Annotated in this window: 25 protein-coding genes and 1 pseudogene; 16 read left to right on the top strand and 10 right to left on the bottom strand. The window is 67.7% G+C overall.

Annotated features, from left to right (window positions below; genetic code table 11):
- Nucleotides 1-17: 17 nt before the first annotated feature.
- Entirely contained in the window at nucleotides 18-1,292 is a 1,275-nt protein-coding gene (locus ACSHSS_RS07255; protein ID WP_006417023.1) for a serine hydroxymethyltransferase, read from the bottom strand.
- A 9-nt stretch (nucleotides 1,293-1,301) separates the two neighbouring features.
- On the opposite strand from ACSHSS_RS07255, the gene ACSHSS_RS07250 reads away from it, so the two are divergent.
- Together ACSHSS_RS07250 and ACSHSS_RS07245 are read left to right on the top strand one after the other, a co-directional pair.
- Complete coding sequence (locus ACSHSS_RS07250; protein WP_223852685.1) at nucleotides 1,302-1,508, top strand: hypothetical protein; 207 nt, start codon at nucleotides 1,302-1,304, stop codon at nucleotides 1,506-1,508.
- A gap of 230 nt (nucleotides 1,509-1,738) precedes the next feature.
- On the top strand, nucleotides 1,739-2,764 hold the full coding sequence (locus tag ACSHSS_RS07245) for a GlxA family transcriptional regulator (RefSeq protein ID WP_006417027.1): 1,026 nt from the start codon (nucleotides 1,739-1,741) through the stop codon (nucleotides 2,762-2,764).
- An 85-nt stretch (nucleotides 2,765-2,849) separates the two neighbouring features.
- Here the strand turns inward: ACSHSS_RS07245 and ACSHSS_RS07240 are convergent, their stop codons facing one another.
- A complete protein-coding gene (locus ACSHSS_RS07240) occupies nucleotides 2,850-4,265 on the bottom strand; it encodes a discoidin domain-containing protein (protein ID WP_006417011.1) in 1,416 nt (471 codons plus the stop codon).
- A 258-nt stretch (nucleotides 4,266-4,523) separates the two neighbouring features.
- Here ACSHSS_RS07240 and ACSHSS_RS07235 point away from each other — a divergent pair, with 258 nt between their 5' ends.
- The 3 genes from ACSHSS_RS07235 to ACSHSS_RS07225 all read left to right on the top strand — a co-directional run bounded on the left by ACSHSS_RS07235 (nucleotide 4,524) and on the right by ACSHSS_RS07225 (nucleotide 7,883).
- Nucleotides 4,524-5,945 carry an aminotransferase-like domain-containing protein gene (locus ACSHSS_RS07235; protein WP_175795049.1) on the top strand — a complete coding sequence of 474 codons (1,422 nt, stop codon included), beginning with the start codon at nucleotides 4,524-4,526 and terminating at the stop codon, nucleotides 5,943-5,945.
- 7 nt (nucleotides 5,946-5,952) lie between these two features.
- Nucleotides 5,953-6,816, top strand: coding sequence for a hypothetical protein (locus ACSHSS_RS07230; protein ID WP_175795047.1), 864 nt, complete (start codon nucleotides 5,953-5,955; stop codon nucleotides 6,814-6,816).
- A gap of 179 nt (nucleotides 6,817-6,995) precedes the next feature.
- On the top strand, nucleotides 6,996-7,883 hold the full coding sequence (locus ACSHSS_RS07225; RefSeq protein WP_060181445.1) for a DMT family transporter: 888 nt from the start codon (nucleotides 6,996-6,998) through the stop codon (nucleotides 7,881-7,883).
- On the opposite strand, the gene ACSHSS_RS07220 is transcribed toward ACSHSS_RS07225, so the two are convergent.
- Together ACSHSS_RS07220 and fdhA are read right to left on the bottom strand one after the other, a co-directional pair.
- Complete coding sequence (locus ACSHSS_RS07220; RefSeq protein ID WP_006396350.1) at nucleotides 7,872-8,804, bottom strand: LysR substrate-binding domain-containing protein; 933 nt, start codon at nucleotides 8,802-8,804, stop codon at nucleotides 7,872-7,874. The genes ACSHSS_RS07225 and ACSHSS_RS07220 overlap by 12 nt on opposite strands.
- A 183-nt stretch (nucleotides 8,805-8,987) precedes the next feature.
- On the bottom strand, nucleotides 8,988-10,184 hold the full coding sequence (gene fdhA / locus ACSHSS_RS07215) for a formaldehyde dehydrogenase, glutathione-independent (RefSeq protein WP_006396349.1): 1,197 nt from the start codon (nucleotides 10,182-10,184) through the stop codon (nucleotides 8,988-8,990).
- A gap of 316 nt (nucleotides 10,185-10,500) precedes the next feature.
- Here fdhA and betI point away from each other — a divergent pair, with 316 nt between their 5' ends.
- The 6 genes from betI to ACSHSS_RS07185 all read left to right on the top strand — a co-directional run bounded on the left by betI (nucleotide 10,501) and on the right by ACSHSS_RS07185 (nucleotide 18,005).
- Nucleotides 10,501-11,085, top strand: coding sequence for a transcriptional regulator BetI (gene betI, locus ACSHSS_RS07210; RefSeq protein ID WP_006396347.1), 585 nt, complete (start codon nucleotides 10,501-10,503; stop codon nucleotides 11,083-11,085).
- Nucleotides 11,086-11,115: 30 nt separating this feature from the next.
- Entirely contained in the window at nucleotides 11,116-12,585 is a 1,470-nt protein-coding gene (betB, locus tag ACSHSS_RS07205; protein WP_105779671.1) for a betaine-aldehyde dehydrogenase, read from the top strand.
- A gap of 22 nt (nucleotides 12,586-12,607) precedes the next feature.
- A complete protein-coding gene (betA, locus tag ACSHSS_RS07200; protein ID WP_105855532.1) occupies nucleotides 12,608-14,308 on the top strand; it encodes a choline dehydrogenase in 1,701 nt (566 codons plus the stop codon).
- A 411-nt stretch (nucleotides 14,309-14,719) separates the two neighbouring features.
- Nucleotides 14,720-15,664 carry an ABC transporter ATP-binding protein gene (locus tag ACSHSS_RS07195; RefSeq protein ID WP_006406013.1) on the top strand — a complete coding sequence of 315 codons (945 nt, stop codon included), beginning with the start codon at nucleotides 14,720-14,722 and terminating at the stop codon, nucleotides 15,662-15,664.
- A gap of 5 nt (nucleotides 15,665-15,669) precedes the next feature.
- On the top strand, nucleotides 15,670-16,440 hold the full coding sequence (locus ACSHSS_RS07190; RefSeq protein WP_006396342.1) for an ABC transporter permease: 771 nt from the start codon (nucleotides 15,670-15,672) through the stop codon (nucleotides 16,438-16,440).
- Nucleotides 16,441-16,583: 143 nt separating this feature from the next.
- A complete protein-coding gene (locus tag ACSHSS_RS07185) occupies nucleotides 16,584-18,005 on the top strand; it encodes an MFS transporter (protein ID WP_035955573.1) in 1,422 nt (473 codons plus the stop codon).
- A gap of 229 nt (nucleotides 18,006-18,234) precedes the next feature.
- On the opposite strand, the gene ACSHSS_RS07180 is transcribed toward ACSHSS_RS07185, so the two are convergent.
- On the bottom strand, nucleotides 18,235-18,465 hold the full coding sequence (locus ACSHSS_RS07180) for a hypothetical protein (RefSeq protein WP_006396340.1): 231 nt from the start codon (nucleotides 18,463-18,465) through the stop codon (nucleotides 18,235-18,237).
- Nucleotides 18,466-18,650: 185 nt separating this feature from the next.
- On the opposite strand from ACSHSS_RS07180, the gene ACSHSS_RS07175 reads away from it, so the two are divergent.
- Together ACSHSS_RS07175 and ACSHSS_RS07170 are read left to right on the top strand one after the other, a co-directional pair.
- Entirely contained in the window at nucleotides 18,651-19,082 is a 432-nt protein-coding gene (locus ACSHSS_RS07175) for a YciI family protein (RefSeq protein ID WP_006415825.1), read from the top strand.
- A 175-nt stretch (nucleotides 19,083-19,257) separates the two neighbouring features.
- Nucleotides 19,258-20,136, top strand: coding sequence for an alpha/beta hydrolase (locus ACSHSS_RS07170; RefSeq protein ID WP_105855534.1), 879 nt, complete (start codon nucleotides 19,258-19,260; stop codon nucleotides 20,134-20,136).
- Between the two features lie 116 nt (nucleotides 20,137-20,252).
- On the opposite strand, the gene ACSHSS_RS07165 is transcribed toward ACSHSS_RS07170, so the two are convergent.
- A complete protein-coding gene (locus ACSHSS_RS07165) occupies nucleotides 20,253-20,966 on the bottom strand; it encodes an SDR family NAD(P)-dependent oxidoreductase (RefSeq protein ID WP_012216457.1) in 714 nt (237 codons plus the stop codon).
- A gap of 129 nt (nucleotides 20,967-21,095) precedes the next feature.
- Between ACSHSS_RS07165 and ACSHSS_RS07160 the strand changes: the two genes are divergently transcribed.
- A complete protein-coding gene (locus ACSHSS_RS07160) occupies nucleotides 21,096-22,055 on the top strand; it encodes a LysR family transcriptional regulator (protein ID WP_105855535.1) in 960 nt (319 codons plus the stop codon).
- 15 nt (nucleotides 22,056-22,070) lie between these two features.
- Here the strand turns inward: ACSHSS_RS07160 and argC are convergent, their stop codons facing one another.
- The gene (gene argC / locus ACSHSS_RS07155) at nucleotides 22,071-23,000 is read right to left on the bottom strand and encodes an N-acetyl-gamma-glutamyl-phosphate reductase (RefSeq protein WP_105855536.1); all 930 of its coding nucleotides are present in this window, start codon (nucleotides 22,998-23,000) and stop codon (nucleotides 22,071-22,073) included.
- A 129-nt stretch (nucleotides 23,001-23,129) separates the two neighbouring features.
- Between argC and ACSHSS_RS07150 the strand changes: the two genes are divergently transcribed.
- Nucleotides 23,130-24,014 carry a LysR family transcriptional regulator gene (locus ACSHSS_RS07150; protein WP_105855537.1) on the top strand — a complete coding sequence of 295 codons (885 nt, stop codon included), beginning with the start codon at nucleotides 23,130-23,132 and terminating at the stop codon, nucleotides 24,012-24,014.
- A 76-nt stretch (nucleotides 24,015-24,090) separates the two neighbouring features.
- Here the strand turns inward: ACSHSS_RS07150 and ACSHSS_RS07145 are convergent.
- The 3 genes and pseudogenes from ACSHSS_RS07145 to ACSHSS_RS07135 form a co-directional block, all read right to left on the bottom strand.
- A pseudogene (locus tag ACSHSS_RS07145) lies at nucleotides 24,091-24,486 on the bottom strand (OmpA family protein); the annotation flags it as partial.
- 326 nt (nucleotides 24,487-24,812) lie between these two features.
- Nucleotides 24,813-25,043 carry a hypothetical protein gene (locus tag ACSHSS_RS07140; RefSeq protein ID WP_006405996.1) on the bottom strand — a complete coding sequence of 77 codons (231 nt, stop codon included), beginning with the start codon at nucleotides 25,041-25,043 and terminating at the stop codon, nucleotides 24,813-24,815.
- Between the two features lie 176 nt (nucleotides 25,044-25,219).
- Nucleotides 25,220-26,125 carry a hypothetical protein gene (locus ACSHSS_RS07135; protein WP_105855538.1) on the bottom strand — a complete coding sequence of 302 codons (906 nt, stop codon included), beginning with the start codon at nucleotides 26,123-26,125 and terminating at the stop codon, nucleotides 25,220-25,222.
- Between the two features lie 79 nt (nucleotides 26,126-26,204).
- Between ACSHSS_RS07135 and ACSHSS_RS07130 the strand changes: the two genes are divergently transcribed.
- On the top strand, nucleotides 26,205-26,543 hold the full coding sequence (locus ACSHSS_RS07130) for a helix-turn-helix domain-containing protein (RefSeq protein WP_006396323.1): 339 nt from the start codon (nucleotides 26,205-26,207) through the stop codon (nucleotides 26,541-26,543).
- Nucleotides 26,544-26,746: the final 203 nt, after the last annotated feature.

The raw sequence follows: 26,746 nt of genomic DNA, 5'->3' as shown, positions 1-26,746 counted from the left end.
GTCTCGTCCGGTGTGGGTCAGTAAATCGGGAAGCGCTCGCAGAGCGCGAAGATTTCGCGGCGCACGCGCTGCTCGGTCGCGGCGTCGCCCTCCGGGTTCGCGCGCAGTGCGTCGAACACCTCGAGGATCAGGCGGCCGATCTCGCGGAACTCCGCGACGCCGAAGCCGCGCGTCGTGCCGGCCGGCGTGCCGAGACGGATGCCCGACGTGATCGTCGGCTTCTCGGTGTCGAACGGAATGCCGTTCTTGTTGCAGGTGATGCCGGCACGTTCGAGCGCCTGCTCGACCTGCGCGCCCTTCAGCCCCTTCGGGCGCAGGTCGACGAGCAGCAGATGGTTGTCGGTGCCGCCCGTGACGAGATCGACGCCGCCCGCCTTCAGCACTTCGCCGAGCGCCTGCGCGTTGGCGAGCACGTTGTCGATGTACGTCTTGAAGTCCGGCTGCAGCACTTCGCCGAACGCGACCGCCTTGCCGGCGATCACGTGCATCAGCGGGCCGCCCTGCAGGCCGGGGAACACGGCCGAGTTGATCTTCTTCGCGATCTCTTCGTCGTTGGTCAGCACGAAGCCGCCGCGCGGGCCGCGCAGCGTCTTGTGCGTGGTCGACGTGACGACGTGCGCGTGTTCGACCGGGTTCGCATGGCGGCCGGCGGCGATCACGCCCGCGATGTGCGCCATGTCGACCATCAGCTTCGCGCCGACGCTGTCGGCGATCGCACGGAAGCGCGCGAAGTCGAGCGCGCGCGGATACGCGGAGAAGCCCGCGATGATGAGGCTCGGCTTGTGCTGCTGGGCGAGTTCCTCGACCTGGTCGTAGTCGATGCGCATCGTGTCGCGGTTCACGCCGTACTGGACCGCGTTGAACCACTTGCCCGACAGCGCCGGCTTCGCGCCGTGCGTCAGGTGGCCGCCCGCGTCGAGCGACATCCCGAGCACCGTGTCGCCCGGCTTGGCGAGCGCGAGCATCACCGAGCCGTTCGCCTGCGCGCCCGAGTGCGGCTGCACGTTCGCATAGCCGGCGTTGAAGATCTTCTTCACGCGGTCGATCGCGAGCGCCTCGACTTCATCCGCGAACTCGCAGCCACCGTAATAGCGCTTGCCCGGATAGCCTTCCGCATACTTGTTCGTGAGCACCGAGCCTTGCGCCTCGAGCACGGCGCGCGACACGATGTTTTCCGACGCGATCAGTTCGACCTGCGACTGCTGACGCTCGAGTTCCTTCAGGATGGCGCTGCGCACCGGCGCGTCGCGCTCTGCAAGGGGCTGCGAAAAGAAAGACTGGGTGTTCGACATAGTGCGTCCGTGACGAAGAATAAAGGGCTGCAACCGATGCTCAAGGGCCCGCCCTGCCTGGCTTTGAAGCGTGTTGCAGACAAGGTTGCCGACGGCTCTATTCTTGTCGTTCGGATTTTCGGCGGATTGATGAATTTAGACGCGTTCTTTGCCTTTTCCGCCATGCGCGTCCGTTTTACACAAGTGATCGGTCGTGCTTTTTCGGATGGCCAATAAAAAGCACGTTCGCCGTTCACCTATGAACAGGCACGCCGCTGGTGCCGGGCGCGCGCATCGGCAGTGCGCGCCGTCACGCTTTCGGTGCAGTGCAGCAACGCGCTTTAACGCAGACAACGTATGGAGCTAGGGTTTAGCCGTATGGCACGCTTGTTGCGCTCGCTCACACAATACTGCAGCCCGATTCGTGCCTCGGGCAGAAGCTATTAGAGATTCAAGGAACGCTCCCCATGTCGCCCGACCGTACAGCGTCGCTGTCCCACTTCGCGTTCATGCCTTTACCGAACTTCACGATGATCGCGTTCACGAATGCGATCGAGGTGCTTCGGATGGCGAACTACCTGAGCGGTCAGCCTCTGTACCGATGGTCGGTGATCAGCCCCGACGGCGGTCCGGTCACGGCGAGCAACGGCCTGACGGTCGACACCGGTCCGGCCGAATGCGCGGGCCAGCCCGACATCGTGTTCGTATGCGGCGGCGTCGACGTGCAGCGCGCGACGACGCCCGCGCATCTGTCGGCGCTGCGCCGTTTCGCGCGTGCCGGCATTCCGCTCGGCAGCCTGTGCACGGGCACCTATGCGCTCGCGAAGTCGGGCCTGCTTGCCGGCTACGCGTGCGCGATTCACTGGGAAAACATGTCGGCGCTGAAGGAAGAGTTTCCCGACACGCGCTTCCTGAAGGAACTGTTCGTCATCGATCGCGACCGCATCACCTGCACGGGCGGCGTCGCGCCGCTCGACATGATGCTGAACCTGATCGCCGCACGCGTCGGCACCGCGCGCGTCACGCAGATCGCCGAGCAGTTCATCGTCGAACACGTGCGCGACACGAGCGCACAGCAGCGGATGCCGCTCGTCGCGCGCCTCGGCTCGGCGAACAAGTCGCTGTTCGAAGTGATCTCGCTGATGGAAAACAATATCGAGGAACCGCTGTCGCGCGAGGAGCTCGCGCGGCTCGCGAACATGTCGCAGCGGCAGCTGCAGCGGCTGTTCCGCGAGCACCTCGGCATGACGCCGACGCACTACTATCTGACGCTGCGGCTGCGCCGCGCGCGCGAGCTGCTGTTGCAGACCGACATGTCGATCATGCACATCACGATGGCCTGCGGCTTCCAGTCCGCGTGCCATTTCAGCAAGAGCTATCGCGATGCGTTCGGCGTCGCCCCGACGCGCGAGCGCCGCAAGCAGGTCGCGCCGCTCGCGCAAGGCACACCTCCCGGCGGCCCGGCGCTGCCGACGCTGGCGATTCACGCATGACGTAACCGCGCATCGCGACGTAGAAAAAGCGACCGAGGTCGCTTTTTTCATCGGCTGCCGGCGCGCCGCGCCGGCACTGCACGGGTCACGAACCCCACACCTGCATCTGATACAGCGAGTAGCCCCACTGCGTCGCGCGCTTCGTGCCGAGCATCCGCACGTAGCGGCCGCGGCCGTTGAGGTTCGGCAAGGTCACGTGCTGGTACGACACGCCGTTGGTCGTCGAGTAGATCGTCGTCCAGTTCACGTTGTCGTTCGACGTCTGGATCTGGTAGGCGAGCGCGCCCGCGTCCCAGTACAGGTCGACGCTGTTGATCGTCTTCACCGCGCCGAGATCGACCGAGATCCACTGCGGGTCGACGCCCGTGCCTTCCGGCGAATCCCAGCGCGTGCTCGTCGTGTTGCCGTCGAACGCCTTGTCCGGCGTCATCTGCGCGTTGTAGCTCGCCGATGCCGCGGCCGGTCGCCCTTGCGACAGCAGCGTCGGCTGCGCCGCGGCCGGGCCGCCGTAGTAGTTCGCGCCGAGCTTCGCCTTCGTCGAATCGGCGTTCACGCCGAACGGCGACAAACTCCAGCGCTTGCCGGTCGTCACGTCGCCGACGTAGAGCTGATAGCCGCCGGCCGTCGTCGACGAGAAGAACAGGTAGTTCGTGCCGTTCACGGGCGCCGGATCGGAGTTGTTGCTCACGCAGTCGTTGATCGACAGTGCGCTCGGCGTCGACGACGGGTCGGCGCTCTTCGCATAGATCTGGTCGAGCCCGCCGCTGTCCTTCCAGCGTGCGTAGAACACCATGCCGTCCGCGCGCACCATCGGATAGTAGGTCTGCAGTCCGGCCGGATGATCGAACGTGGCGGTCGCGCCCGTCGCGATCGTGCGCTTCATCAGCCCCATGTTCGCGCCGGCGCCGGTCGCGTAGTAGACGGCGGTCGCGTCCGGCGACAGATACGGCATCGAATATTCGGCGCCCGACGGCGCGTTGGTCAGGCTCACGACCGACGTGAAGACCGGCCCCGCACTCGTGAACGACAGCGTGCCCTGCTTCACGTCGCCGTTCTGTTTGAATACGAGCGTCTTGCCGTCGGGGCTGAACTTCGGATCCTCGTTGCGCGTCGCGCCCGTGCTGTGCGTCATGTCGACGGGCGGCGTGCCGGCGCCGAGCTGCAGCATGAACACGTTCCAGGCGCCGTTGCGGATGCCCATGAACGCGAGCCACTTGCCGTCCGGGCTGAACACGCCGTTCATCGGATCGGTGATGCCCCACGTGCTCTTGCTGAGCTGCGTGAGCGTGTGTGCGGAAAAGTCGTACAGGAAAAGCTGGCTCGTGCCGTCGCCGTACTTGACGTAGCTGTGGTACACGAGCTTGCCGGTCAGCGCGGACGGAAACGATGCGCTCGACTGGGCAGGCGGATTGCTGATGCAGGCGGCGTCGGCGGTGCCGACGGAAAAAAGGTGAACGAGGGCGGCGGCCGCGATGCCGGCCGCAAGGGTCTTCAATTTCACAGAGCGTTTTCGGAGTGACGTGGAAAGGCCGCCGAGCCGCGTCCGTGCACGCGCGCACGCCGCGCGGCGCGGGCATCCGGCGGCGGGAACGCGGGGCGGTCGGGGCGGGAACGAAAATTGCGCAAGGATGCCTTCGCGCAGACGGGAAGAAAAGGATCAGAGCCCGTTAAAAACGTACGGATCAGGGCGCGGCGTGCGGTTGCGCGGCATGGCGCGCGTGCTACTCTTTTTTTTTCAGCAATGCACCGGAGTGAGGGCATGAAACGATATGCGGCGCTGGCGCAGACGATTGCCGATTCGATTCGGCGAGGCGATCTGGCACCCGGCGAGCGCATTCCGACCGTGCGCGCCGCGTGCCGCGCGTATCGCGTCAGTCCGTCGACGGTGTTTCGCGCTTACTACCAGCTCGAGAGCGAGGGTCTGATCGTGGCGCGCCCGCGCTCGGGCTATTTCGTCGCGAATCTCGACGCGTCGCGGCTGCGCTCGACGCTCGATCCGCTGCGCAAGCCGGCCGCCGCGCCGCACGTCGCCGAGACCGCGCTGTGTCGGCTGCTCGACTCGCTGAAACACGGCGACGTCGTCCCGCTCGGCTCCGCGTTCGCGAACTATTCGCTGTTTCCGATGAGCAGCCTGTGGCGCTACGTGCAGTCCGCGACGCGCAACATGGACCGCGTGACGATGCTGTCCGGCCTGCCGCCCGGCGAAGACGGGCTGCGTCGCCAGATCGCGCTGCGCTATCTGACGGCCGGCGCGGCACTGCCGATGGACGAGATCATCGTGACGACCGGCGCGCTCGACGCGCTGATGCTGAGCCTGCAGGCGCTCACGCGTCCGGGCGAAGTGGTCGCGATCGAACGACCGGCGTTTCCCGCGGCGCTGCAGGCCGTGCAGCGGCTGCATCTGAAGGCGGTCGAAATTCCGGTCGATCCGCACACGGGCCTCGACCTCGATGCGCTCGCCGAGGCGCTCGACACGCACCCGGTGCGCGCGTGCTGGTTCATGACGTCGCTGCACAATCCGACCGGCGCGACGCTGTCCGACGAACGCAAGCGCGCCCTGATCGAGCTGCTCGCGGCGCACCGCGTGCCGCTGATCGAAGACGACGTATACGGCGAGCTGCAGTTCGGCCCCACGCCCGCGCGGCCCGCGAAGGTGTACGACGACAGCGGCCTCGTGCTGCATTGCGGATCGTTTTCGAAATGCCTCGCGCCCGGCTTCCGCATCGGCTGGGTCGCGGCCGGCCGCTATGCGCGGCAGATCCGCCAGGCGAACTGCATGGGCACGCCGTCGGCCGACGTGCCCGCGCAGCTCGCGATCTCCAGCTATCTTCGGCACGGCGGCTACGACCGCTTCCTGCGCAAGCTGCGGCGCAATCTCGCCGCGCACCAGGCGCAGATGGTCGCCGCCGTGCACGCGTATTTTCCGCAGGGAACCGAAGTGTTCGCGCCCGGCGGCGGCTATTTCCTGTGGATCGAATTGCCGAAGCGCGTCGACGCATTGCGCCTGTTCGGCGCCGCGCTCGAAAACGGCATCAGCATCGCGCCGGGCCCCATCTTCTCCGCAACCGGCGGCTTCCGTCGCTACGTGCGCCTCAACTACGGCCGGCCGTGGACGCCGGCCGTCGAGAACGCGATGCAGACGATCGGCACGCTCGCCGCGCGACAACGACACCCGGAGTAGCACCGCCATGCACATCCTGCCGAACCGGACCCTTCATGCACGCGACACGCTGCGCGGCGTCACGCAGGCACGCGCGGCCGGACGACGCAACGTCGTCTGCCGTTGCCGGCAATGCGGGTTCGTCGCCTTTCATCCACTGCAGCGCTGCCCCGCTTGCGGGCGTGAAAGCTGGCCGTTCGAACCGCTGCATGCGCGCGCGAGCGCGAACGCGGGCGCGAACGCGTACGAAGCCGTCGAGGCGGCGCCGTCATGCCGCGTCGAGCGCTGGGCCGCGCGGATCGCCGCCGCGCTGCGCGCCGCCGCCTTCCGACGACCGCGTGCGTCGACCGCGCCGCTGCTGAGCATCCTGACGCTCGTGCTGCTGGTCGGCGGCTACGTGCTGTCCGACCGGATGTGCAAGGCCGATCCGGCCTGCCGTGCGCCCGACGCGCGCGACACCGGTGCGCGTGCGAGCCATGTGCTTGCGCAGGCGTCGGACGACGCGACGGCGGCCGCCGAGCCCGCGCTTCCCGTGCTGCCCGTGCCCGTCTATCCGTTTCATACGGGCGACGCGACGCAGCTCGCCTCCGATCCGCGCCGCGCGGCGCGCAGCGTCGATGCGGGAGTGCAATCGTCGCCGCCCGCCACCGCACAGGTCGCGCAAACCGTCGCGCCGAACCGCGCATCGGGCGGCATGCGCGCCTGCGCGTCGCGCAGCGCGAGCGGCTGTGCGCGCGCTGCGCCGCCGTCGGTGCGCACGGCCGTCTGGCACGGCGGCCGCGATTCCGCGCATCGCGCGCGGGCGGTCCGCCGCGTCAGCACACACGTGCGCCACGTGCGACGCGCGGCGGCGACCGAGGAACAAATGGCGCTGCTCTACCGCGGCCACTGAGCCCCGCGTGCGTCGCGCGTCTCGGCCGGCGTGCGCGCCGGCCGATTCATTTTTCTAAACCGTGGGCTGCAAAAAGTCGTTTGTGCGGCGCGCACTCCGTGACGTTCAATAGGTCTCCCGGCCGCGCCGGCGCGCGAGCGTGCCGGCCGGCTGTCCGAACCATCCACGGAGTCCGTTCGATGAATGCATTGCAGCTCGTCACCCTGGCGGCTATCTGGGGCGCGTCGTTTCTGTTCATGCGCATGGGCGCGCCCGAATTCGGCGTGATCCCGCTGATCGCGCTGCGCGTCGCGATCGCCGCCGTGCTGCTGTCGCCGGTGCTGCGCGACGCGAGCGCACGGCGCGAATTCCGCACGCATGCGTGGCCGCTGTTCGTCGTCGGCGTCGCGAATTCGGCGCTGCCGTTCTGTCTGCTGACGTATGCGGCGCTGTTCGTCACGGCCGGCACCGATTCGATCCTGAACGCGACGACGCCGTTGTGGACCGCGCTCGTCGCCTACGTCTGGCTGCGCACGCCTTTGACGAAACCGCAGACGCTCGGGCTCGCGGTCGGCTTCGCCGGCGTGGTCGTGCTCGCCGGTTCGGCGGTCGGCGCCGGCGCGGCCGGCACGCCGGGCGCGATCGCGGCCGCGATGCTCGCGACGCTGTCGTACGGTTTCGCCGCCCATTACTCGAAACGCAAGCTCGCGAACGTGCGGCCCTTCGTGTCGGCCTTCGGGAGCCAGCTGTTCGCCGCCGTCGTGCTCGCGCCGCTCGCCGCGCCGCTATGGCCGCGCGGCGACGTTCACGCGTCCGCCTGGATTGCGGTCGTATTGCTCGGCGCGGTCTGCACCGCGATCGCGTATCTGCTGTATTTCCGCTTGATCCGCAACGCGGGCGCGCAGTATGCGGCGTCGGTCACGTTCCTGATTCCGGTGTTCGGCGTCGTGTGGGGCGCGGTGTTTCTGCATGAGACGATCACCGCGCAGACGCTCGCCGGCTGCGCGATCATCCTGCTCGGCACCGCGCTCGCGACCGGCAAGCTCAGCGGGTTCGCGACCGCGGCCGCGCGCGCGTCACGGCGCTAGCGTGTCGCGCGTATCGCGGCCTGCCGGCTCGCCGGCGCCGTCGCCGATTTCGCGCGCGAGCCAGTCGCGAAACGCGACGATCTTCCACTCGTCGCGACGCGCTTCGTTGCAGACGACGTAATACGACAGCTCCGTCGGCCACGGCCGCGCGAGCACGCGTACGAGGCGCCCGGCCGCGATTTCGTCGCGCGCATAGATGTCGCGCACGAGCGCGATGCCCTGCGACGCGACAGCGGCCTTGATCAGCAGCGCGTCGTCGCTGAAGCTCGCGCCGCGCTGCGCGCGCGGATCCTCGATGCCCTGCGCGCGCAGCCACAGCACCCAGTCCGCGCGGTCCGCATCCTGCAGCAGCGGATACGCGAGACAGTCGGCCGGCTGCGCGATCGGCCGCGCCGGATCGAGCAGTTGCGGGCTGCATACCGGCCACAGCTCGGGCGTCCAGATGCGGAACGACGCGTGTCCCGGATATTGGCCGAGCCCGTGCCGGATCGCGACGTCGACGTAGTCGCGGCGCAGGTCGACCAGTTGCGGCCGCGTGTCGATCGTGATTTCGATTTCCGGATAGTGCGCGTTGAATGCGCCGAGCCGCTGGACGAGCCAGGTGTTCGCGAACGACGCGGTCGTCGTCACGGTCAGGCGCACCACGCGCCGGTTCGCGCCGTGCAGGTTTGCCCATGCGCTTTCGATCTCGCGGAAACCGCCGGCGAGTGCGTCGAACAGCGCGCGGCCGGTGCCGGTCAGTTCGAGCTCGCGGCCGTTGCGTTCGAACAGCCGGACCGCGAGGCGATCCTCGAGATGGCGCACGTGCTGGCTCACCGCGCCGGGCGACAGGCAGAGCAGATCGGCCGCCTGCTTCATGCTGCCGCAGCGTGCGACTTCGACGAACGTGTGCAGCGCTGCAAGGGGAATCGACTTGGCCATCCGGGTATCGGCTGCGGGCCGCCGCAAGAAGGTTCGGGAACTGGGCGTCGATTATCGCAGCAATCGCGCGCGCGATGGCGCGCCGTAAAACGCGCGGCCGCGCAGCGTAGCGGCCGCCACAGAACAAACGGGCGGCCCGTTTCCGGTGCCGCCCGCGTCGTGGGTGCGTACGTGCGCTGCGCGTCAGGCCGCGAGCAGCCCGTGCGGATCGATCACGAATTTGCGCGGCGCGCCGCCGTCGAACTTCTTGTAGCCTTCGGGCGCGTCGTCGAGCGAGATCACCGTCACGTTGACGATCTTCGCGATCGGCAGGCGGTCGTACAGGATCGCCTGCATCAGGTTGCGGTTGTACTTCAGCACCGGCGTCTGGCCCGTGAAGAACGAATGCGACTTCGCCCAGCCGAGACCGAAGCGGATGCTCAGGCTGCCGTGCTGCGCGGCCTTGTCCTGCGCGCCCGGATCGTCCGTCACGTACAAGCCCGGAATGCCGATCGCACCGGCCGGCCGCGTGATTTCCATCAGCGAGTTCAGCACCGTCGCGGGCGCTTCCTCAGCATGGCCCGACGAGCCGTGGCCGTGCGCCTCGAAGCCGACGCAGTCGACCGCGCAGTCGATCTCCGGCTTGCCGAGGATCTGCGCGATCTGTTCGCCGAGCGTCGCGTCCTTCGACAGGTCGACCGTCTCGAAGCCCATCGCCTTCGCATGCGCGAGGCGTTCGGCGTTCATGTCGCCGACGATCGTCACGGCCGCGCCGAGCAGGCGCGCCGAGGCGGCCGCCGCCATCCCGACCGGGCCCGCGCCCGCGATGTAGACCGTCGAGCCCGGCTTCACGCCGGCGCTGACCGCGCCGTGATAACCGGTCGGCAGAATGTCGGACAGGCAGGTCAGATCGCGGATCTTCGCCATCGCCTGATCGCGGTCCGGGAATTTCAGCAGGTTGAAGTCGGCATACGGCACGAGCACGTATTCGGCCTGGCCGCCGATCCAGCCGCCCATGTCGACGTAGCCGTACGCGCCGCCCGCGCGCGACGGGTTCACGTTCAGGCACACGCCCGTATGCGTTTCCTTGCACATCGCGCAGCGGCCGCACGCGACGTTGAACGGCACCGACACGAGATCGCCGATCTTCAGCGTCTCGACGTCGCGACCGACCTCGACGACCTCGCCCGTGATCTCGTGACCGAGCACGAGACCGACCGGCGCCGTCGTGCGGCCGCGCACCATGTGCTGGTCCGAGCCGCAGATGTTCGTGCTGACGACCTTCAGGATCACGCCGTGTCCGATTGCGCGGCCGCTCGGGTCGACCATCTTCGGATAATCGATCTTCTGCACCTCGACCTTGCCCGGCCCAAGATAGACGACACCTCGATTGCTGCTCATCGTATTGTCTCCATGTCTCGTTGGATGGCGCCGCTGCGCGGCGGCGGTTGCCGAACACGCGCGACGTGCTGTCCGAGAGTAGTCCGGGAGGCCGGGGCGCCGATGTCTCAAACGCGACATGCGTTTGATCGCCGCCGACATCGATGACGGAAACGCGAAAGTCGGGCCGCGAAACGCAGGACCGCGCGGCACGAATGCGCGCCCACCGCGCCGGTCGTTGCTCCCGACCCCGGTTTTTTGTTGATTGAACGTTCAATAAAAAACCGCTAAGCTGCGGACTTTCATCGACGGCCCGCCCTGGGCGACAGGAGTCACGATGCCGAAAGTCGGAATGCGGGAGATCCGCCGTGCGCAGTTGATCGACGCGACGCTGCGCTCGATCGACGAGGCGGGGCTGCCCGGCACGACGCTCGCATCGGTCGCGCAGCGCGCGAACATCTCGACCGGCATCGTCAGCCACTACTTCGGCGACAAGGACGGGCTGCTCGAAGCGACGATGCGGCACGTGCTGCGCGACCTGTGGTCGGCCACCACGCGCCGCCGCACGGCCGCGCGCAAGGATCCGCGCTCGCGGCTGCGCGCGATCGTCGCCGCGAACTTCGACGACACGCAGATCGCCGCGCCGGTCATGAAGACCTGGCTCGCGTTCTGGTCGCAGAGCATGCACGACCCGATGCTCAAGCGCCTGCAGCACGTGAACACGCGGCGTCTGCATTCGAACCTGTGCGCCGAGTTCGCGAAAGCGCTGCCGCGCGCGAAGGCGCGCGAGGCGGCCAGCGGCCTGGCCGCGCTGATCGACGGCCTGTGGCTGCGCGGCGCGCTCGCCGGCGGCCCGATCGACACCCGGGCGGCGCTGAAGCTGGCCCACGACTACATCGACCTGCTGCTCGCGTCCGACTGACGCACGGCAGGCGCCTTCAAGGAGATCCTCATGTCCGTATACGGTTTGCAGCGGCTCTACATCGGCGGCGGTTACGTCGACGCGACGAGCGGCAAGACTTTCGACACGTTCGATCCGGCGACCGGCGAACAACTCGCGCAGGTCCAGCAGGCGAGCGCTGCCGACGTCGATCGCGCGGTCGCGTCCGCACGCGAAGGCCAGCGCGAATGGGCCGCGATGACGGCGATGCAGCGCTCGCGGATCCTGCGCCGCGCGGTCGAGCTGCTGCGCGAACGCAACGACGAACTCGCGGCGCTCGAAACGCGCGACACCGGCAAGCCGATCGCCGAGACGCTCGCGGTCGACATCGTCACCGGCGCGGACGTGATCGAATACTACGCGGGCCTCGCGACCGCGATCGAAGGACTGCAGGTGCCGCTGCGCGCCGATTCGTTCGTCTACACGCGCCGCGAACCGCTCGGCGTCTGCGCAGGCATCGGCGCATGGAACTACCCGATCCAGATCGCCTGCTGGAAGACGGCGCCCGCGCTCGCGGCCGGCAATGCGATGGTGTTCAAGCCGAGCGAAGTCACGCCGCTGAGCGCGCTGAAGCTCGCCGAGATCTACACGGAAGCCGGCGTGCCGGCCGGCGTGTTCAACGTCGTGCAGGGCGACGGCGCGGTCGGCGCGCTGCTGACCGGCCATCCGGACATCGCGAAGGTGTCGTTCACCGGCGGCGTCGAAACGGGAAAGAAGGTGATGTCGCTGGCCGGCGCATCGTCGCTGAAGGAAGTGACGATGGAGCTCGGCGGCAAGTCGCCGCTGATCGTGTTCGACGACGCCGATCTCGACCGCGCGGCCGACATCGCCGTCACCGCGAATTTCTTCAGCTCGGGGCAGGTCTGCACGAACGGCACGCGCGTATTCGTGCACCGCTCGATCAAGGACGCCTTCACGCAGAAGGTGCTGGAACGCGTGAAGCGCATCCGCGTCGGCAAGCCGACCGATGCCGATACGAATTTCGGCCCGCTCGTGTCGGCCGCGCAGCTCGACAAGGTGCTCGGCTTCATCGAAAGCGGCAAGGCCGAGGGCGCGAAGCTGCTCGCGGGCGGCACGCGGCTGACCGAGGGCCATTTCGCGAACGGCCAGTACGTCGCGCCGACCGTGTTCGGCGACTGCCGCGACGACATGAAGATCGTCCGCGAAGAGATCTTCGGGCCCGTGATGAGCATCCTCGAATTCGAATCGGAGGACGAAGTGATCGCGCGTGCCAACGACACGCACTACGGGCTCGCGGCCGGCGTCGTGACCGAGAACCTGTCGCGCGCGCACCGCACGATCCACCGCCTCGAAGCCGGCATCTGCTGGATCAACACGTGGGGCGAATCGCCGGCCGAAATGCCGGTTGGCGGTTACAAGCAATCCGGTGTCGGACGCGAGAACGGCATCACGACGCTCGAACACTACACTCGGATCAAGTCGGTGCAGGTCGAGCTCGGCCGCTACAACCCGGTATTTTGAGTCCTCAAGGAGTTCAACCGTCATGACGACACGCGAATACGACTACATCATCTGCGGCGCGGGCTCCGCGGGCAACGTGCTCGCGACGCGCCTGACGGAAGATCCGAATGTGACGGTGCTGCTGCTCGAAGCAGGCGGCCCCGACTACCGCTTCGACTTCCGCACGCAGATGCCGGCGGCGCTCGCCTATCCGCTGCAGGGCCGCCGCTACAACTGGGCGTACGAAACCGATCCCGAGCCGCACATGGACGACCGCCGGATGGAGTGCGGGCGCGGCAAGGGGCTCGGCGGCTCGTCGCTGATCAACGGGATGTGCTACATCCGCGGCAACGCGCTCGACTACGACAACTGGGCGACGCACCAGGGCCTCGAGAACTGGACGTATCTCGACTGCCTGCCGTACTTCAAGAAGGCCGAGACGCGCGACATCGGGCCGAACGACTATCACGGCGGCGACGGTCCCGTGTCGGTGACGACGAGCAAGCCGGGCGTGAATCCGCTGTTCGAGGCGATGGTCGAGGCCGGCGTGCAGGCCGGCTATCCGCGCACGGAGGATCTGAACGGCTATCAGCAGGAAGGCTTCGGCCCGATGGATCGCACCGTCACGCCGAAGGGCCGCCGCGCGAGCACCGCGCGCGGCTACCTCGATCAGGCGAAGACGCGGCCGAATCTCGAGATCGTCACGCACGCGCTCGCCGATCGCATCCTGTTCGACGGCAAGCGCGCATCGGGCGTCACGTATCTGCGCGGCAACGAGCGCGCGACCGCGCATGCACGCCGCGAAGTGCTCGTGTGCAGCGGTGCGATCGCGTCGCCGCAGCTGCTGCAGCGCTCGGGCGTCGGCCCCGGCGCGTGGCTGAAGGAACTCGACATTCCGATCGTGCTCGATCTGCCGGGCGTCGGCCGGAACCTGCAGGACCATCTGGAGATGTACATCCAGTACGAATGCAAGGAGCCGGTGTCGCTCTATCCCGCGCTGAAGTGGTGGAACCAGCCGAAGATCGGTCTCGAATGGATGCTGAACGGCACCGGCCTCGGCGCGAGCAACCACTTCGAGGCAGGCGGCTTCATCCGCACGCGCGACGACGATCCCTGGCCGAACATCCAGTATCACTTTCTGCCCGTTGCGATCAACTACAACGGCTCGAACGCGATCGAGATGCACGGCTTCCAGGCGCACGTCGGTTCGATGCGTTCGCCGAGCCGCGGCCGCGTGAAGCTGCGCTCGCGCGATCCGAACGCGCATCCGAGCATCCTGTTCAACTACATGGCCGAAGCGCTCGACTGGCGCGAATTCCGCGACGCGATCCGCGCGACGCGCGAGATCATGCGGCAGCCCGCGCTCGACCGCTATCGCGGCCGCGAGCTCAATCCGGGCGCCGAGTGCAAGACCGACAAGGAGCTCGACGCGTTCGTGCGCGCCCGCGCCGAAACCGCGTTCCATCCGTCGTGCTCGTGCAAGATGGGCTACGACGACATGGCGGTGGTCGACAACGAAGGGCGCGTGCACGGGCTCGAGGGGCTGCGCGTCGTCGATGCGTCGATCATGCCGATCATCACGACCGGCAACCTGAACGCGCCGACGATCATGATCGCCGAGAAGATCGCCGACAAGATCCGCGGCCGCAAGCCGCTCGAGCGCGCGAACGTGCCGTACTTCGTCGCGAACGGCGCGCCGGCGCGCAATGTCGCGAAGGCCGTGCGTCAGCCGGAAACGGTCTGAGTCGGCGGACGCGCACCGCGGCTTGCGGTGCGCGTCCCGTTGTTCGCTTCCCGCGTTTTCTACACTTCCCGCGCTTCCGCCGCGTGCTGCCGATTCCGGCGCGCGGCGCGCCTTACCTGGCCCGATCGGCCGAAATCTCCGCCCATTGTTCGTTCATTCCGAATAAATGGACCGGACATGTCGCGCAGCGCGCACCTTTCGCGCCAATCGCCGACGCAACCGCGGCGCCCTTTCCACGGAAATGCATTTACATCTGCCGATTGCTAAGATGGCGGTCCTGCGATTCCGCACCCCGTGCGATCGACATCGCGCATGTGTGCCGCGTCGTGCCCGCGTTCGGCTGCCTCGTGCCGGCCGCGGGCCGAACGCGCCGCGCGTGCCGTCGCTGCGATCCGCCTGCCATCCGCGAGCATGCAACCGATCCTCTCGATTTCCGACCTCTCGAAAACCTACGCGTCCGGCTTCCAGGCACTGAAGCACGTGACGCTCGACATCCGCCCCGGCGAAATCTTCGCGCTGCTGGGTCCGAACGGCGCCGGCAAGACGACGCTGATCGGCTCGGTCTGCGGGATCGTCACGCCGACCGAAGGCCGCGTGACCGTCGGCGGCCACGACATCCGCGACGCGTATCGCGCCGCGCGCGAGCTGATCGGCCTCGTGCCGCAGGAACTGACGACCGACGCGTTCGAGACCGTCTGGGCGACCGTGTCGTTCAGCCGCGGCCTGTTCGGCAAGGCGCCCGACCCCGCGCACATCGAGAAGACGCTGAAGGCGCTCTCGCTGTGGGACAAGCGCAATAACAAGCTGATCACGCTGTCGGGCGGGATGAAGCGTCGCGTGATGATCGCGAAGGCGCTGTCGCACGAGCCGCGGATCCTGTTCCTCGACGAGCCGACGGCCGGCGTCGACGTCGAACTGCGCCGCGACATGTGGAAGCTCGTCGATACGCTGCGCGAAGACGGCGTGACAATCGTGCTGACCACGCACTACATCGAGGAAGCCGAGGAAATGGCCGACCGGATCGGCATCATCCTCGGCGGCGAACTCGTGCTCGTCGAGGAGAAGCGCGAGCTGATGCGCAAGCTCGGCAAGAAGCAGCTGACCGTGCAGCTCGAGCATCCGCTCGCGAGCGTGCCGGATGCGCTGGCACCGTTCGGGCTCGAGCTCGCGGAAGGCGGCGCCGCGCTCGTATACACGTACGATTCGCAGCGCGACGACGCGAGCATCGCGACGCTGATCGCCGCGCTCGGCGCGGCCGGCATCGGGTTTCGCGACCTGCACACGACGCAGAGCTCGCTCGAGGACATCTTCGTCAGCCTGATCGACAACCGCCGCAACGGCGCACAACGGGCATAACCACCATGGCGCACATGAACTTCCACGCGATCCGCGCGATCTATCGCGCCGAAATGGCGCGCACGCGCCGCACGCTGATGCAGAGCATCATCGCGCCGGTGATCTCGACGTCGCTCTACTTCGTCGTGTTCGGGTCGGCGATCGGCTCGCGGATCAGCGACGTGAACGGTATCGGCTACGGCTCGTTCATCGTGCCGGGCCTCGTGATGCTGTCGCTGCTGTCGCAGAGCATCTCGAACGCGTCGTTCGGCATCTACTTCCCGCGCTTCACGGGCACGATCTACGAGGTGCTGTCGGCGCCCGTCTCGCATTGGGAAATCGTGACCGCCTACGTCGGCGCGGCCGCGTCGAAGTCGATCCTGCTCGGGCTGATCATCCTCGCGACCGCCGCGCTGTTCGTGCCGCTGCACATCCTGCATCCGTTCTGGATGGTGCTGTTTCTCGTGCTCACCTCCGTCACGTTCAGCCTGTTCGGCTTCGTGATCGGCATCTGGGCAGACAGCTTCGAGAAGCTGCAGCTCGTGCCGTTGCTGATCATCACGCCGCTCACGTTCCTCGGCGGCAGCTTCTATTCGGTCGACATGCTGCCGCCCGCGTGGCGCGTGATCACGCTGTTCAATCCGATCGTCTATCTCGTCAGCGGTTTTCGCTGGTCGTTCTACGGGCTCGCGGACGTACACGTCGGCATCAGCCTCGCCGCGACTTCGCTGTTCCTCGTGATCCTGCTCGCGATCGTCGCGTGGATGTTCCGCACGGGCTACAAGCTGAAGAACTGAGCGCGCATGCGTCGCCGGCGATGACGCATTTGTTCAAGCCGACGACGCTTTTCCTCCAATGCGGCCTTTTGTGGTCGCGTCTACTGAAAGCTCGAAGCCTTGAAGCGCGTCGCTTCGAGGCTTCCTTTCTTTCAGAGGACGCCATGCCCGCCGCCACTGCCTCCGCCTCCGCTGCCGCCCGGCTCGAACGCCTGCCGTTTTCCGGCTATCACAAGCGGATCTTCTTCATCATCGCGATCGCGTTCTTCTTCGATTCGGTCGACCTCGGCACGATGACCTTCGTGCTCGGCTCGATCCGCAAGGAGTTCGGGCTGTCGACGGCCGCCGCCGGTGTCGTCGCGAGCGCGAGCTTCGTCGGGATGGTGCTCGGGGCGGCCGTCGCCGGCCTGCTCGCCGATCGCTTCGGCCGCCGGCCCGTGTTCCAGTGGAGCATGGTGCTGTGGGGCGCCGCGTCGTATCTGTGCTCGACCGCGCAGAGCGTCGACGCGCTGATCGTCTATCGCGTGCTGCTCGGGATCGGCATGGGCATGGAGTTTCCGGTCGCGCAGACGCTGCTGTCCGAATTCGTGCCGACCGAGAAGCGCGGCCGCCTGATCGCACTGATGGACGGCTTCTGGCCGCTCGGCTTCATCACGGCCGGCATCGTCGCCTACTTCGTGCTACCGCAGTTCGGCTGGCGCACCGTCTTCGCGCTGCTCGCGATTCCGGCGGTGTTCGTGCTCGTCGTGCGCCGCATCGTGCCCGAATCGCCGCGCTGGCTCGAGCATGCGGGCCGTCACGCGGCAGCCGACGCCGTGCTGCGCACGATCGAGGCGAAGGTGATGCGCTCGGCCGGCGTCGCGACGCTGCCGCCGCCGTCGCGGCTCGCCGAGCCGGTCGCCGCGCGCGGGCGCGGCGCGCTGCGCGAGATCTGGAGCGGCGCCTACCGTCGTCGCACGACGATGGTGTGGCTGCTGTGGTTCTTCGCACTGCTCGGCTTCTACGGGCTCACGTCGTGGCTCGGCGCGCTGCTGCAGCAGGCCGGCTTCGAAGTCACGAAATCGGTGTTCTATACGGTGCTGATCTCGCTCGGCGGCGTGCCGGGCTTTCTCTGCGCCGCGTGGCTCGTCGAGCGCTGGGGACGCAAGCCGACCTGCATCGCGTCGCTCGTTGGCGGCGGCATCATGGCGTATGCGTACGGGCAAAGCGCGCTGTACGGCGGCAGCATGGCGCTGCTGATCGGCACCGGGCTCGCGATGCAGTTCTTCCTGTTCGGGATGTGGGCCGCGCTGTACACGTATACGCCCGAGCTGTACGGCACCGGCGCGCGCGCGACGGGGTCCGGTTTCGCCTCGGCGATCGGCCGGATCGGCTCGCTGATCGGCCCGTACGTCGTCGGCGTCGTGCTGCCCGTGTTCGGGCAGGGCGGCGTGTTTACACTCGGTGCGCTGTCGTTTGCCGCCGCGGCGCTCGCCGTCTGGACGCTCGGCATCGAAACGAAGGGGCTCGCGCTCGAGGAGCTGGCGTCGGGCGACGAGGGCGGTGCCGGCGGCCGGTATCCGGCGACGGCCGACAAGGTGTCGTGATCGGCGTGTGGCGTGCGGACGCCGCGCCATGCGTTGATTTGGGGGCGCCGTGCAACGGGCGACGTGCAACGGGCGCGCGCAGCGAGTGACGTGCAACGGACGACGTGTACGGGCGAAGTACGACGGGCGAGCAGCGCCGACTGGCGTGCAACGCGTGCCGCGCAACGGCTGCCGGGCGACCGGCGCCGAGCACCCGCAATACGCTCGGTACGCGGCGCCCCGCCATCGCTCACGCGTCGGCGACGATGAATTCCTCGGCCGCCTTGCGCTGAATCGCCGCCATCGTCTCGAGTTCATGCGCGGCACATGGCTCGCTCGAGACGACGCCCGTCGCGTGCTTCGCCTTCGCGCCGGGCGGATAGAACACGAAAGACGCGCCGGCCGGCGCATCGGGCGCCGCGCGCAGACGCTTGTTCAGAATCTTCAGATATTTCTTCTTCGACACTACCTTCGCAGCCATGACACCCTCCGGCGTGACGTAATGGCGGTCAGCATACCAGTTCCGGGCGCGCGCCCGATGTGCACGCCTTTTTGTGCGTCGATGTCGATTTCCGGGCGCGTCGTGCGTCGTGTGATTGCAAGCCCGCAGCCGCCGTCACGCGCGGCCGGCATGCGATCCACATTCTTATCGAAGGAGAAACGACAATGCGCGTCATGGTGATCGTGAAGGCCACGGCCGATTCGGAAACGGGGGCGCTGCCCGATACCGAACTGCTGACCGCGATGGGACGGTTCAACGAGGAACTCGTGAAGGCCGGCGTGATGCTCGCCGGCGAAGGGCTCCATCCGAGCTCGCGCGGCAAGCGCGTGCGCTTTGCCGGCGAAAGCCGGACCGTGATCGACGGTCCGTTCGCCGAAACCAAGGAGCTCGTCGCCGGGTTCTGGCTGTGGCAGGTGAAATCGATGGACGAAGCCGTCGAATGGGTGAAGCGCTGCCCGAACCCGATGCCCGGCGAATCGGAAATCGAGATCCGCCCGATATTCGAGGCGGAAGACTTCGGCGCGGCGCTCACGCCCGAGCTGCAGGCGCAGGAAGCGCGGCTGCGCGACGAGATCGCCGCGCGCGACAAGCCGTAGGAGGCGGCCTCGGCGGCATGCCGCCGACGTCGCTCGCCGGCACCTGACAACCCGTATGTTTCGCCGAAATTCGGTTGAAAGGCCCGGTTGCTAGAGTCGCTCGGCACGGGATGCCGAATGCCCGCTTTTCCGGTGAACGCGACGAATGCGACAAGTGCGACGAGTCCGACGATCGATGAAGCTGATGCGCGTGTGCTGGCTGCTTCTGCTGCTCGCGGCGGCCGGCCCCGCACGCGCGTTTCATACGCGTACCGTCGCGATTCCGAGCGCCGCGATGCGCGCGACGCTCGCGGCGACCGTCGTCCTGCCCGACGACTATCTGCGCGGCGGTGCGCACCGCGTCGAACGCTATCCGGTCGTCTATCTGCTGCACGGCTCGGGCGGCGACCACACCGACTGGACCGCGAACACGCGCATCGGCGAACTCGCCGACCGCTATCGCGTGATTCTGGTGATGCCCGACGGCGGACACGAAAGCTGGTACATCGACAGCCCGTTCGATTTGGGCAGCCGCTACGAAACCTTCGTCGGCGACGAAGTCGTGTCCTACGTCGACGCGCATTTCCGCACGCTCGCGACGCGGCGCACGCGGGCGATCACGGGCCTCAGCATGGGCGGCTTCGGCGCACTGCGCATCGCGCTCGACCGGCCCGACACGTTCGGCGCGGCCGGCAGCATCAGCGGCGCCGTCGACCCGCGCAACTGCGAGGACGAGCCGGGCATCGACCACGTGTTCGGCGATCCCGTCCGTCATCCGTCGTTCTGGAGCCGCAACGCGATCGTCGAAAGCGCCCGCGCATTCGTGCACACGCATGTCGACCTGACGATCGACTGCGGCCGCGACGACGCATTCATCGGCTCGAACCACACGCTGCACGAACGGCTCGTCGCGCTCGGCGTGCCGCACGACTATGCGGAGCGCGCAGGCGGCCACACGTGGGACTACTGGGCGCAGGCGATCCGCTATCAGATGCGCTTCTTCGCGACGTCGTTCGAGCGCGGCCGGTATGCGATGCACGCGCATCCGTCGGCGGGTGCCGTGCGGCGCTCGTGATGCGCGCGGCGCGATGCACGGCGTCGATCGCGGGGCCGTGCACGGCAGCTGCATGACGGGCAGCGCAGTCGCTGCGGACGACGCGTGCCCGACCCGCGTTGCGCAAACCGTGCCGCTCACCACCGCACGGTTCGACCGCGATAGTCGAGATATTCGAGCCCCGCGCGGCCGCGCTTGGCGAGCAGCACATCGACAACGCCCGGCACGCTCTCGTCGATCGACAGCCGCGCATCCGGCCCGCCGAGCTCGGTGCGCACCCAGCCGGGCGCGATCAGCACCATCGCGAGCGGCGTCTGCGCGTGACGCGCCGCGAAGCTGCGCATGAACTGGTTCAGCGCGGCCTTGCTGCCGCGATAGAGCTCGCGCTGGCCCGATTCGTTGTCGGCGATGCTGCCCTGCCCCGACGACATGATGCCGATCAGCCCGTCGCGCGGCACGAGGCCGGCCAGCGTCTCGACCACGCGCATCGGGCTCAGTGCGTTCGTGATCATCAGGTCGACGAAATCGTCGGTCGATACCTCGCCGATGGTCTGCGTCGGATCCGGATTCGTCGTCCCGGCATTGACGAACAGGATGTCGAACACGCGTCCGGACAGGCGCGCGGCCAGTGCGCGGATCTGCTCGGGCTGCGTGATGTCGAGCGTTTCGATCCGCAGCCGGTCCGGGTACGCCTCGGCGAGCGCGTGCAGCGGCGTGCGTCCGCGATCCGCGCGCACGGTGCCCACGACGTCCCAGCCGCGCTTCAGGAACTCGGCCGCCATTGCGTGACCGAGGCCGCGCGACGCGCCGACGAGCAGGATCGTGGGACGAGGGTCAGAGGTATCGGGCATGGGCTTCTCCTTTTCGACAGCGGCACCATGCATTGTCGGGATCGCGTCCGGTTTGCGCCAGACGCGCCGCGTGCAATCGTCGATTGCATCGCACGCCAACCGTACGGCGTTTTCGATTATGCTCGCCGCATGTCACGCGTCGACCTGAACCTGCTGACCGCGCTGGATGCGTTGCTGACCGAACGCAGCGTCACCGGCGCGGCGCGCCGCCTGAACCTGAGCGTATCGGCGACGAGCCGCACGCTCGCTCGCCTGCGCGCGCTGACGGGCGATCGCCTGTTGCTGCAGGCAGGCCGAACGCTCGTGCTGACGCCCTACGCGGAGCAGTTGAGCCGGCGCATTCCCGCCCTCGCGCGCGAAGCGGAATCGGTCCTGAGCCGCGCCGCGTACCGGTTCGACAGCGCGACGCTCGCGCAGCGCTTCACGTTGCGCGCGGGTGAAGGCTTCGTCGATCTGCTCGGCGCCGCGTTGGCGAACCGCGTCCGCCGCGCGGCGCCCGGCGTACAGCTGCGCTTCGTGCCGAAGCCGGACTGGAATGCGCAGGCGTTGCGGGACGGGCTCGTCGATCTGGAAATCGGCGTCGTGAAAACCGAAGCGCCCGAAATCCGCACGCGTGTGCTGTTCACGGACCGCTACGTCGGCCTGTGCCGGATCGGCCATCCGCTGCTCGCTGCGGGCGAGATCGACATGCAGCGATGGCTCGCGTACGACCACGTGACGATCTCGCGTACCGGCGAGGCCGACAATCCGATCGACGCCCAGCTCGAATCGACAGGCGTGCCGCGCAACGTGCCGATCGTCGTGCCCTCCTATACCGGCGCGATGCAGCTCGTCCGTCATTCGGATCTGCTCGCCGTCGTCCCGCACTCCTGTCTCGGCAATGCCTTCATGCCCGACTACGCGGCCGAGAATGGCGTGCAGTCGTTCGCCCTGCCGCTGCCGTTGCCCGCGTTCAACATCTCGGCGATCTGGCATCCGCGGCTCGATCACGATCCGGCGCACCGCTGGCTGCGCGACGAAGTGCGCGCCGTCTGCGCGGCCGCCTATCCGGACAGCACGCCGGCCGCTCCGTCGCGCGCCGATCGCTAGACGCCCGGCCGCCGGCTATTGCCGCGCGAGCATCAGGTCGAGGTTCTGAACCGCGGCGCCCGATGCGCCCTTGCCGAGATTGTCGAACACCGCGGCGAGCAGCACCTGCTCCTGCGCCGCGTCGTGAAAGACGCTCAACTGCATGTCGTTCGTGCCGTTCAGCGCCTGCGGGTCCAGATGGGTCGACGCACGCGATGCCTCCAGCGGCAGCACGCGCACGTGCGCGGCCTGCGCATAGTGACGTGCGAGGCACGCGTGCAACGCGGGGCCGTCGACGCCGGGCGCCAGCAGGCGCACGGCGATCGGCACCGTCAGCACGATGCCCTGGCGGAACGCGCCGTATGCGGGCACGAAGATCGGGCGCTGCGCCAGCGTCGCGTGCCGCTGAATCTCCGGTGCGTGCTTGTGCGCGAGTGCCAGCCCGTACACCTGATAGGCACGCGCGTTCGCGGCGCATGGCCCTTCGTGTTCCTCCACGCCCGCGCGTCCGCGTCCCGAGTAGCCGGATACCGCATGAATCGCGATCGGGTAATCGGCAGGAATGAGCCGCGCTTCCACGAGCGGACGCAGCAGGCCGACCGCGCCGGTCGGATAGCAGCCCGGATTGCTGACGCGCCGCGCGGTCGCGATCTGCTCGGCCTGCGCCGGCGCCATTTCGGGAAACCCGTACGTCCAGCCCGGCTGCGTGCGATGCGCGGAGCTCGCATCGATCACGCGCACGGCGGGATTGACGATGGCGCTCACGGCCTCGCGCGCGGCGTCATCCGGCAGACAGAGGATCGCGATGTCGCAGCCGTTGATCGCCTCCGCGCGGCGCCGCGGATCCTTGCGCTCCGCAGCGGGCAGCGTGAAGACGCGAATGTCGGTCCGGCCGCGCAGCCGGTCGTGAATCTGCAGGCCGGTCGTGCCTTGGTCGCCGTCGATGAAGACTACGGGCGTGCTCATGGTGGATGACTCCGCTGACTATGGGTCGTGACAGTTGAAAACGAGCCCCCATGTTGCGCGGACGTCTAGAATAGGAAAAGTTGAATTTCATGACCTACACATTCAACTTTTCTGAATCGGGACATCGCCATGCGTGAGATCAGCCTGGACCGCCTGCGCACGTTGGTCGTCGTGGCCGAGCGCGGCTCGTTCGCCGATGCGGCGCGTGCGCTGCACCTCGCGCCGCCGACGGTCAGCCTCCATATCGCCGAACTCGAAGCGCGCATCGGCGCGCCGCTGCTGTCGCGCAAGCGCGGGCACGTCGGGCCGACCTCGATCGGCGCGGTGCTGGTCGAGCGTGCGCGTCGCCTGCTCGCCGACGCCGAGCAGGCGCTCGACGACGTTCAGCGTCAGGTCGCGGGGCTCGAAGGACGCGTGCGCCTCGGCGCGTCGACGGGCGTGATCGCGCATCTGCTGCCGCAGGCGCTCGACGCGCTGCGCGCGCCCCATCCCGCCATCGACGTTCAGATCGCCGTGCTGACTTCGCAGGAAACGCTGTCGCGGCTCGTGGATGGCACGCTCGACGTCGGGCTCGTCGCACTGCCGCAGCCGCCGGTGGCCGGACTCGTGATCAAGCCGTGGCGGCGCGACCCCGTGATGGCGTTCGTGCCGGCGCATTGGCGCTGTCCGGCGCGCGTGACGCCCGCATGGCTCGCTACGCGACCGCTCGTTCTCAACGATGCGAGCACGCATCTGTCGCGGCTGACGGCCGAATGGTTCGCGGCGGCCGGACACCATCCGGCGCCGCGCATTCAGCTGAATTACAACGACGCGATCAAGAGTCTGGTGGCGGCCGGTTACGGTGCGGCGCTGCTGCCGCATGAGGCTGCGACGCCGCTAGCCGACGCGCGCATCGTGATGCGTCCGCTGCGGCCCGGCCTGTGGCGACGGCTCGGCATCGCGCATCGTGCCGGACACGTCGAGCGTGCGACGCAACACGTGCTCGACGCGATGTGGGGTTTGCGGCTCGCGTAGCGCACGGCCGCCTGCGCGACAGGTTCGCGCGATCGATCGTCGCCGGCATGCGCGGGCGCGCATGCCGGTGCGAGCGTCAGTCCTGGCCGTACACGGTGATCGTCACGCGCCGGTCCTTCTGCAGGCAGGCGATGACGGCCGGCGATTCGCCGGGCGGACAATGCGACACGGGCTGCGACGATCCTGCGCCTTCGGTGCGGATGCGTGCGGCGTCGAGCCCGTGCGCGACCAGATAGCGCTTGACCGTTTCGGCCCGCGCACGCGACAGTGCGCGGTTGCTTTGATCCGAGCCGATGCGATCGGTGTGACCGACCACTTCAATGCGCGTCGTGCCGCGTTCCGCGCGGATTTTCGCGATCGCGTCGTCGAGCTCGGCGCGCCCGCCCGGCAGCATCGAATCGAGGCTCGACTTCGCAAACGGGAACAGCGCCTCGCCTGCGATCGTGAACTGCGCGCGCGGTGCGGGCGTCGCACGCGTGGATTGTCGATTTCGATCGGGAGATAACTGAATGAATAAAGCACCGACCATGCGGCAATGACCGGTCGAACGCACGGCGGCGTTCGCGGCGCGCGATTCAGTTCAGACGGGGAAAGGCATCGTCAGCGCATCGTCCGACCGCGTAGCATGCGGCCACGAGCGCTTGCGAAACGACGAGGCAACGCAGCTTCGTTTCATACGCACGAAATCGAACGGACTTCATCGCTGAAAACGCGCGACTCACGCGCAATTCGAACGCGGCGCCGATATGCGAGAGCGCACAGCATCACGCCGTACGGACGACCGCAAAAACACGCGCCTCAATTGCGTCGCGCAGCATCCGCGCTGACGACGTGATCGAAGAACGCCTGCGCACGCGCGAGTTCGTCGAGTGCACGGTCGAGGCGCGACATCGCGGCCGCGTATTCGGTGGACGCGCGTTCGTCATCGCCCTCGCCGCGCACTGCGCGAAACGCCTGATCGACATTGCGCGTCGCTTCGACGAAGCGTTGCGCGGCCCGGGCTTCTCGTGAACAGATGTGGGTCGACATCGACACTTCTCCCTCAGGTTGCGTGACGAAGCGGGCCGGCGCCCGATAGGCGGCTGCATGCCGACGCATCGACCGCCGCGCGGCGCGCTTCGACCCGATTGTCTCTCCGCGCTCGCCGATTCGCCACGGCGAGATTGCAACAAATTCTTGCGCCGGCAACACCGACGACGCGCACGTCACGCGCGCCCGACGCGCGGATGCGCGAGCGCGCCGAACGCCGCCGCCTCGCCGGGCGACAGATCGAACAGATCGCCGGTGAACCCGCGCGCATGGTCGGCCACGGGCCGCGTGCGCAAACGCGCGACATGCGCGGGCGCGACATACGCAGCGGCTGTTTCGATCGGCGGCACGTCGAACAGATCGCGTGTGAAGCCGCGCACCGCATCCGTCGACGAACGGCCGCGCAAGCGCACGACGAGCTCGACGAAACGCTCGAAGTCGCCCGCGCGCGTCGCCTTGTTGACCTCCGCGAGATCGCGCGCCTTCAGCACGCTCGGCTGCGCGAGCCGCACGAAATACGGCGCCTCGAGTTCGACCGACAACGCGAGCGGATAGCTCTTGCCCGTTTGCTCCTTCGCACGCCCGACGCAGTCGACGACGGCCGCGCCTTTCGCGGCGCCGAGCGGCTTGCCGGTGCTCACGCTGCGCAGATGCTCGGGGAACACGCGCAGCTGCGTGCCGACCGTCAGCGCGGTGGACGACATGCAGACGAGCGCGTAGTGCTGCTCGCGACGGCGCCCCGACGGCAGCGTTGCACGGCTCGCGATGAACGCATGCGGCGGCAGCTGCCGCACTTGCCCGCTCGCATCGATCCACGCATTCCACAGCAATGCGTCCTCGCGCTTGCGCTCGCCGCTGCGCGAGCGCGACGCGACCGGCGAAAACAGCGCGAGCAGCGAACCGGTGCGATGCGCGGCGACTTGCGCGCTGCTGCCGAGCGGCTGGTTGATGCCCCACAGAAAGCGCCCGCCGCCGAGCCTGCGCTCCCATTCCTTGCGGAGCACGACGGTCGGCAGTTCGTCGCCGGACTCGGTACCGATCTTCGTCCAGCAGAACGTGGGAGGGAGGTGTTTCAGTGTCATCGACTTTCTCGGATACAGCCGCTCGCTGCAGACAGCAAGCCCATTCAACAACCGTAACTGTATAGGTATAATGCATCGCATGGAAGCCCCGGACAATGATTTTCCTGTTCAAGACCTGTTGCGCCATCTGTTGGCGGATACGCGCTCGTCCAGCGAAATCGCGCGGCTTTCGGGCGTCAGCCAGCCCACGGTGTCGCGTCTGCGGCTGTCGAAAGGGCAGCGGCTGCGGCGCAGCGCGCCATTCAATAAGCTATGCAGTTTCTACGGCCTCGATACCGCTCCTGCGCGGCGCCGCTACAACGATCTGCTGCGCGACGCGATCGTCGACGCCTGGGACGGCTCCGACGAGCACGGGCGTGCGCTGCTGGTCGTGATTCAGGGCTTGAAGGATCTGCAGGCGAAGGCCGACGACGGCTGACGGCGCGCGAGCGTGGACGCAAACGCGCACACGAGGCGTCGGCAGACGAAACGAAACGGGCGGTGGCGAACGCAATTCGCCGCCGCCCGTTTTTCATTGGCGCGCCATAAAAAAGCGAAACGAAACTCCGCTTAATTCAAGAAAAATTAAAAGTGGAATTACGTTTGCATTTTTATGGAAACCGGCATATAAAGCCTGTGCGC

Source organism: Burkholderia sp. BC1, from assembly GCF_052683555.1.
This window is presented reverse-complemented; position numbering and strand designations above follow the sequence as displayed.

Excerpts from the sequence above, each read along its gene's own strand:
- ACSHSS_RS07225 (WP_060181445.1), top strand. The coding sequence starts at position 6,996 with ATGAATGCATTGCAGCTCGTCACCCTGGCGGCTATCTGGGGCGCGTCG.
- ACSHSS_RS07170 (WP_105855534.1), top strand. The coding sequence starts at position 19,258 with ATGAAGCTGATGCGCGTGTGCTGGCTGCTTCTGCTGCTCGCGGCGGCC.
- ACSHSS_RS07150 (WP_105855537.1), top strand. The coding sequence starts at position 23,130 with ATGCGTGAGATCAGCCTGGACCGCCTGCGCACGTTGGTCGTCGTGGCC.
- ACSHSS_RS07130 (WP_006396323.1), top strand. The coding sequence starts at position 26,205 with ATGGAAGCCCCGGACAATGATTTTCCTGTTCAAGACCTGTTGCGCCAT.
- betB (WP_105779671.1), top strand. The coding sequence starts at position 11,116 with ATGTCCGTATACGGTTTGCAGCGGCTCTACATCGGCGGCGGTTACGTC.
- ACSHSS_RS07220 (WP_006396350.1), bottom strand. The coding sequence starts at position 8,804 with ATGGCCAAGTCGATTCCCCTTGCAGCGCTGCACACGTTCGTCGAAGTC.
- ACSHSS_RS07175 (WP_006415825.1), top strand. The coding sequence starts at position 18,651 with ATGCGCGTCATGGTGATCGTGAAGGCCACGGCCGATTCGGAAACGGGG.
- ACSHSS_RS07195 (WP_006406013.1), top strand. The coding sequence starts at position 14,720 with ATGCAACCGATCCTCTCGATTTCCGACCTCTCGAAAACCTACGCGTCC.
- ACSHSS_RS07255 (WP_006417023.1), bottom strand. The coding sequence starts at position 1,292 with ATGTCGAACACCCAGTCTTTCTTTTCGCAGCCCCTTGCAGAGCGCGAC.
- ACSHSS_RS07160 (WP_105855535.1), top strand. The coding sequence starts at position 21,096 with ATGTCACGCGTCGACCTGAACCTGCTGACCGCGCTGGATGCGTTGCTG.
- ACSHSS_RS07235 (WP_175795049.1), top strand. The coding sequence starts at position 4,524 with ATGAAACGATATGCGGCGCTGGCGCAGACGATTGCCGATTCGATTCGG.
- fdhA (WP_006396349.1), bottom strand. The coding sequence starts at position 10,184 with ATGAGCAGCAATCGAGGTGTCGTCTATCTTGGGCCGGGCAAGGTCGAG.
- ACSHSS_RS07165 (WP_012216457.1), bottom strand. The coding sequence starts at position 20,966 with ATGCCCGATACCTCTGACCCTCGTCCCACGATCCTGCTCGTCGGCGCG.
- argC (WP_105855536.1), bottom strand. The coding sequence starts at position 23,000 with ATGAGCACGCCCGTAGTCTTCATCGACGGCGACCAAGGCACGACCGGC.
- ACSHSS_RS07135 (WP_105855538.1), bottom strand. The coding sequence starts at position 26,125 with ATGACACTGAAACACCTCCCTCCCACGTTCTGCTGGACGAAGATCGGT.
- ACSHSS_RS07230 (WP_175795047.1), top strand. The coding sequence starts at position 5,953 with ATGCACATCCTGCCGAACCGGACCCTTCATGCACGCGACACGCTGCGC.
- ACSHSS_RS07180 (WP_006396340.1), bottom strand. The coding sequence starts at position 18,465 with ATGGCTGCGAAGGTAGTGTCGAAGAAGAAATATCTGAAGATTCTGAAC.
- ACSHSS_RS07140 (WP_006405996.1), bottom strand. The coding sequence starts at position 25,043 with ATGTCGACCCACATCTGTTCACGAGAAGCCCGGGCCGCGCAACGCTTC.
- ACSHSS_RS07190 (WP_006396342.1), top strand. The coding sequence starts at position 15,670 with ATGGCGCACATGAACTTCCACGCGATCCGCGCGATCTATCGCGCCGAA.
- ACSHSS_RS07185 (WP_035955573.1), top strand. The coding sequence starts at position 16,584 with ATGCCCGCCGCCACTGCCTCCGCCTCCGCTGCCGCCCGGCTCGAACGC.
- ACSHSS_RS07245 (WP_006417027.1), top strand. The coding sequence starts at position 1,739 with ATGTCGCCCGACCGTACAGCGTCGCTGTCCCACTTCGCGTTCATGCCT.
- betA (WP_105855532.1), top strand. The coding sequence starts at position 12,608 with ATGACGACACGCGAATACGACTACATCATCTGCGGCGCGGGCTCCGCG.
- betI (WP_006396347.1), top strand. The coding sequence starts at position 10,501 with ATGCCGAAAGTCGGAATGCGGGAGATCCGCCGTGCGCAGTTGATCGAC.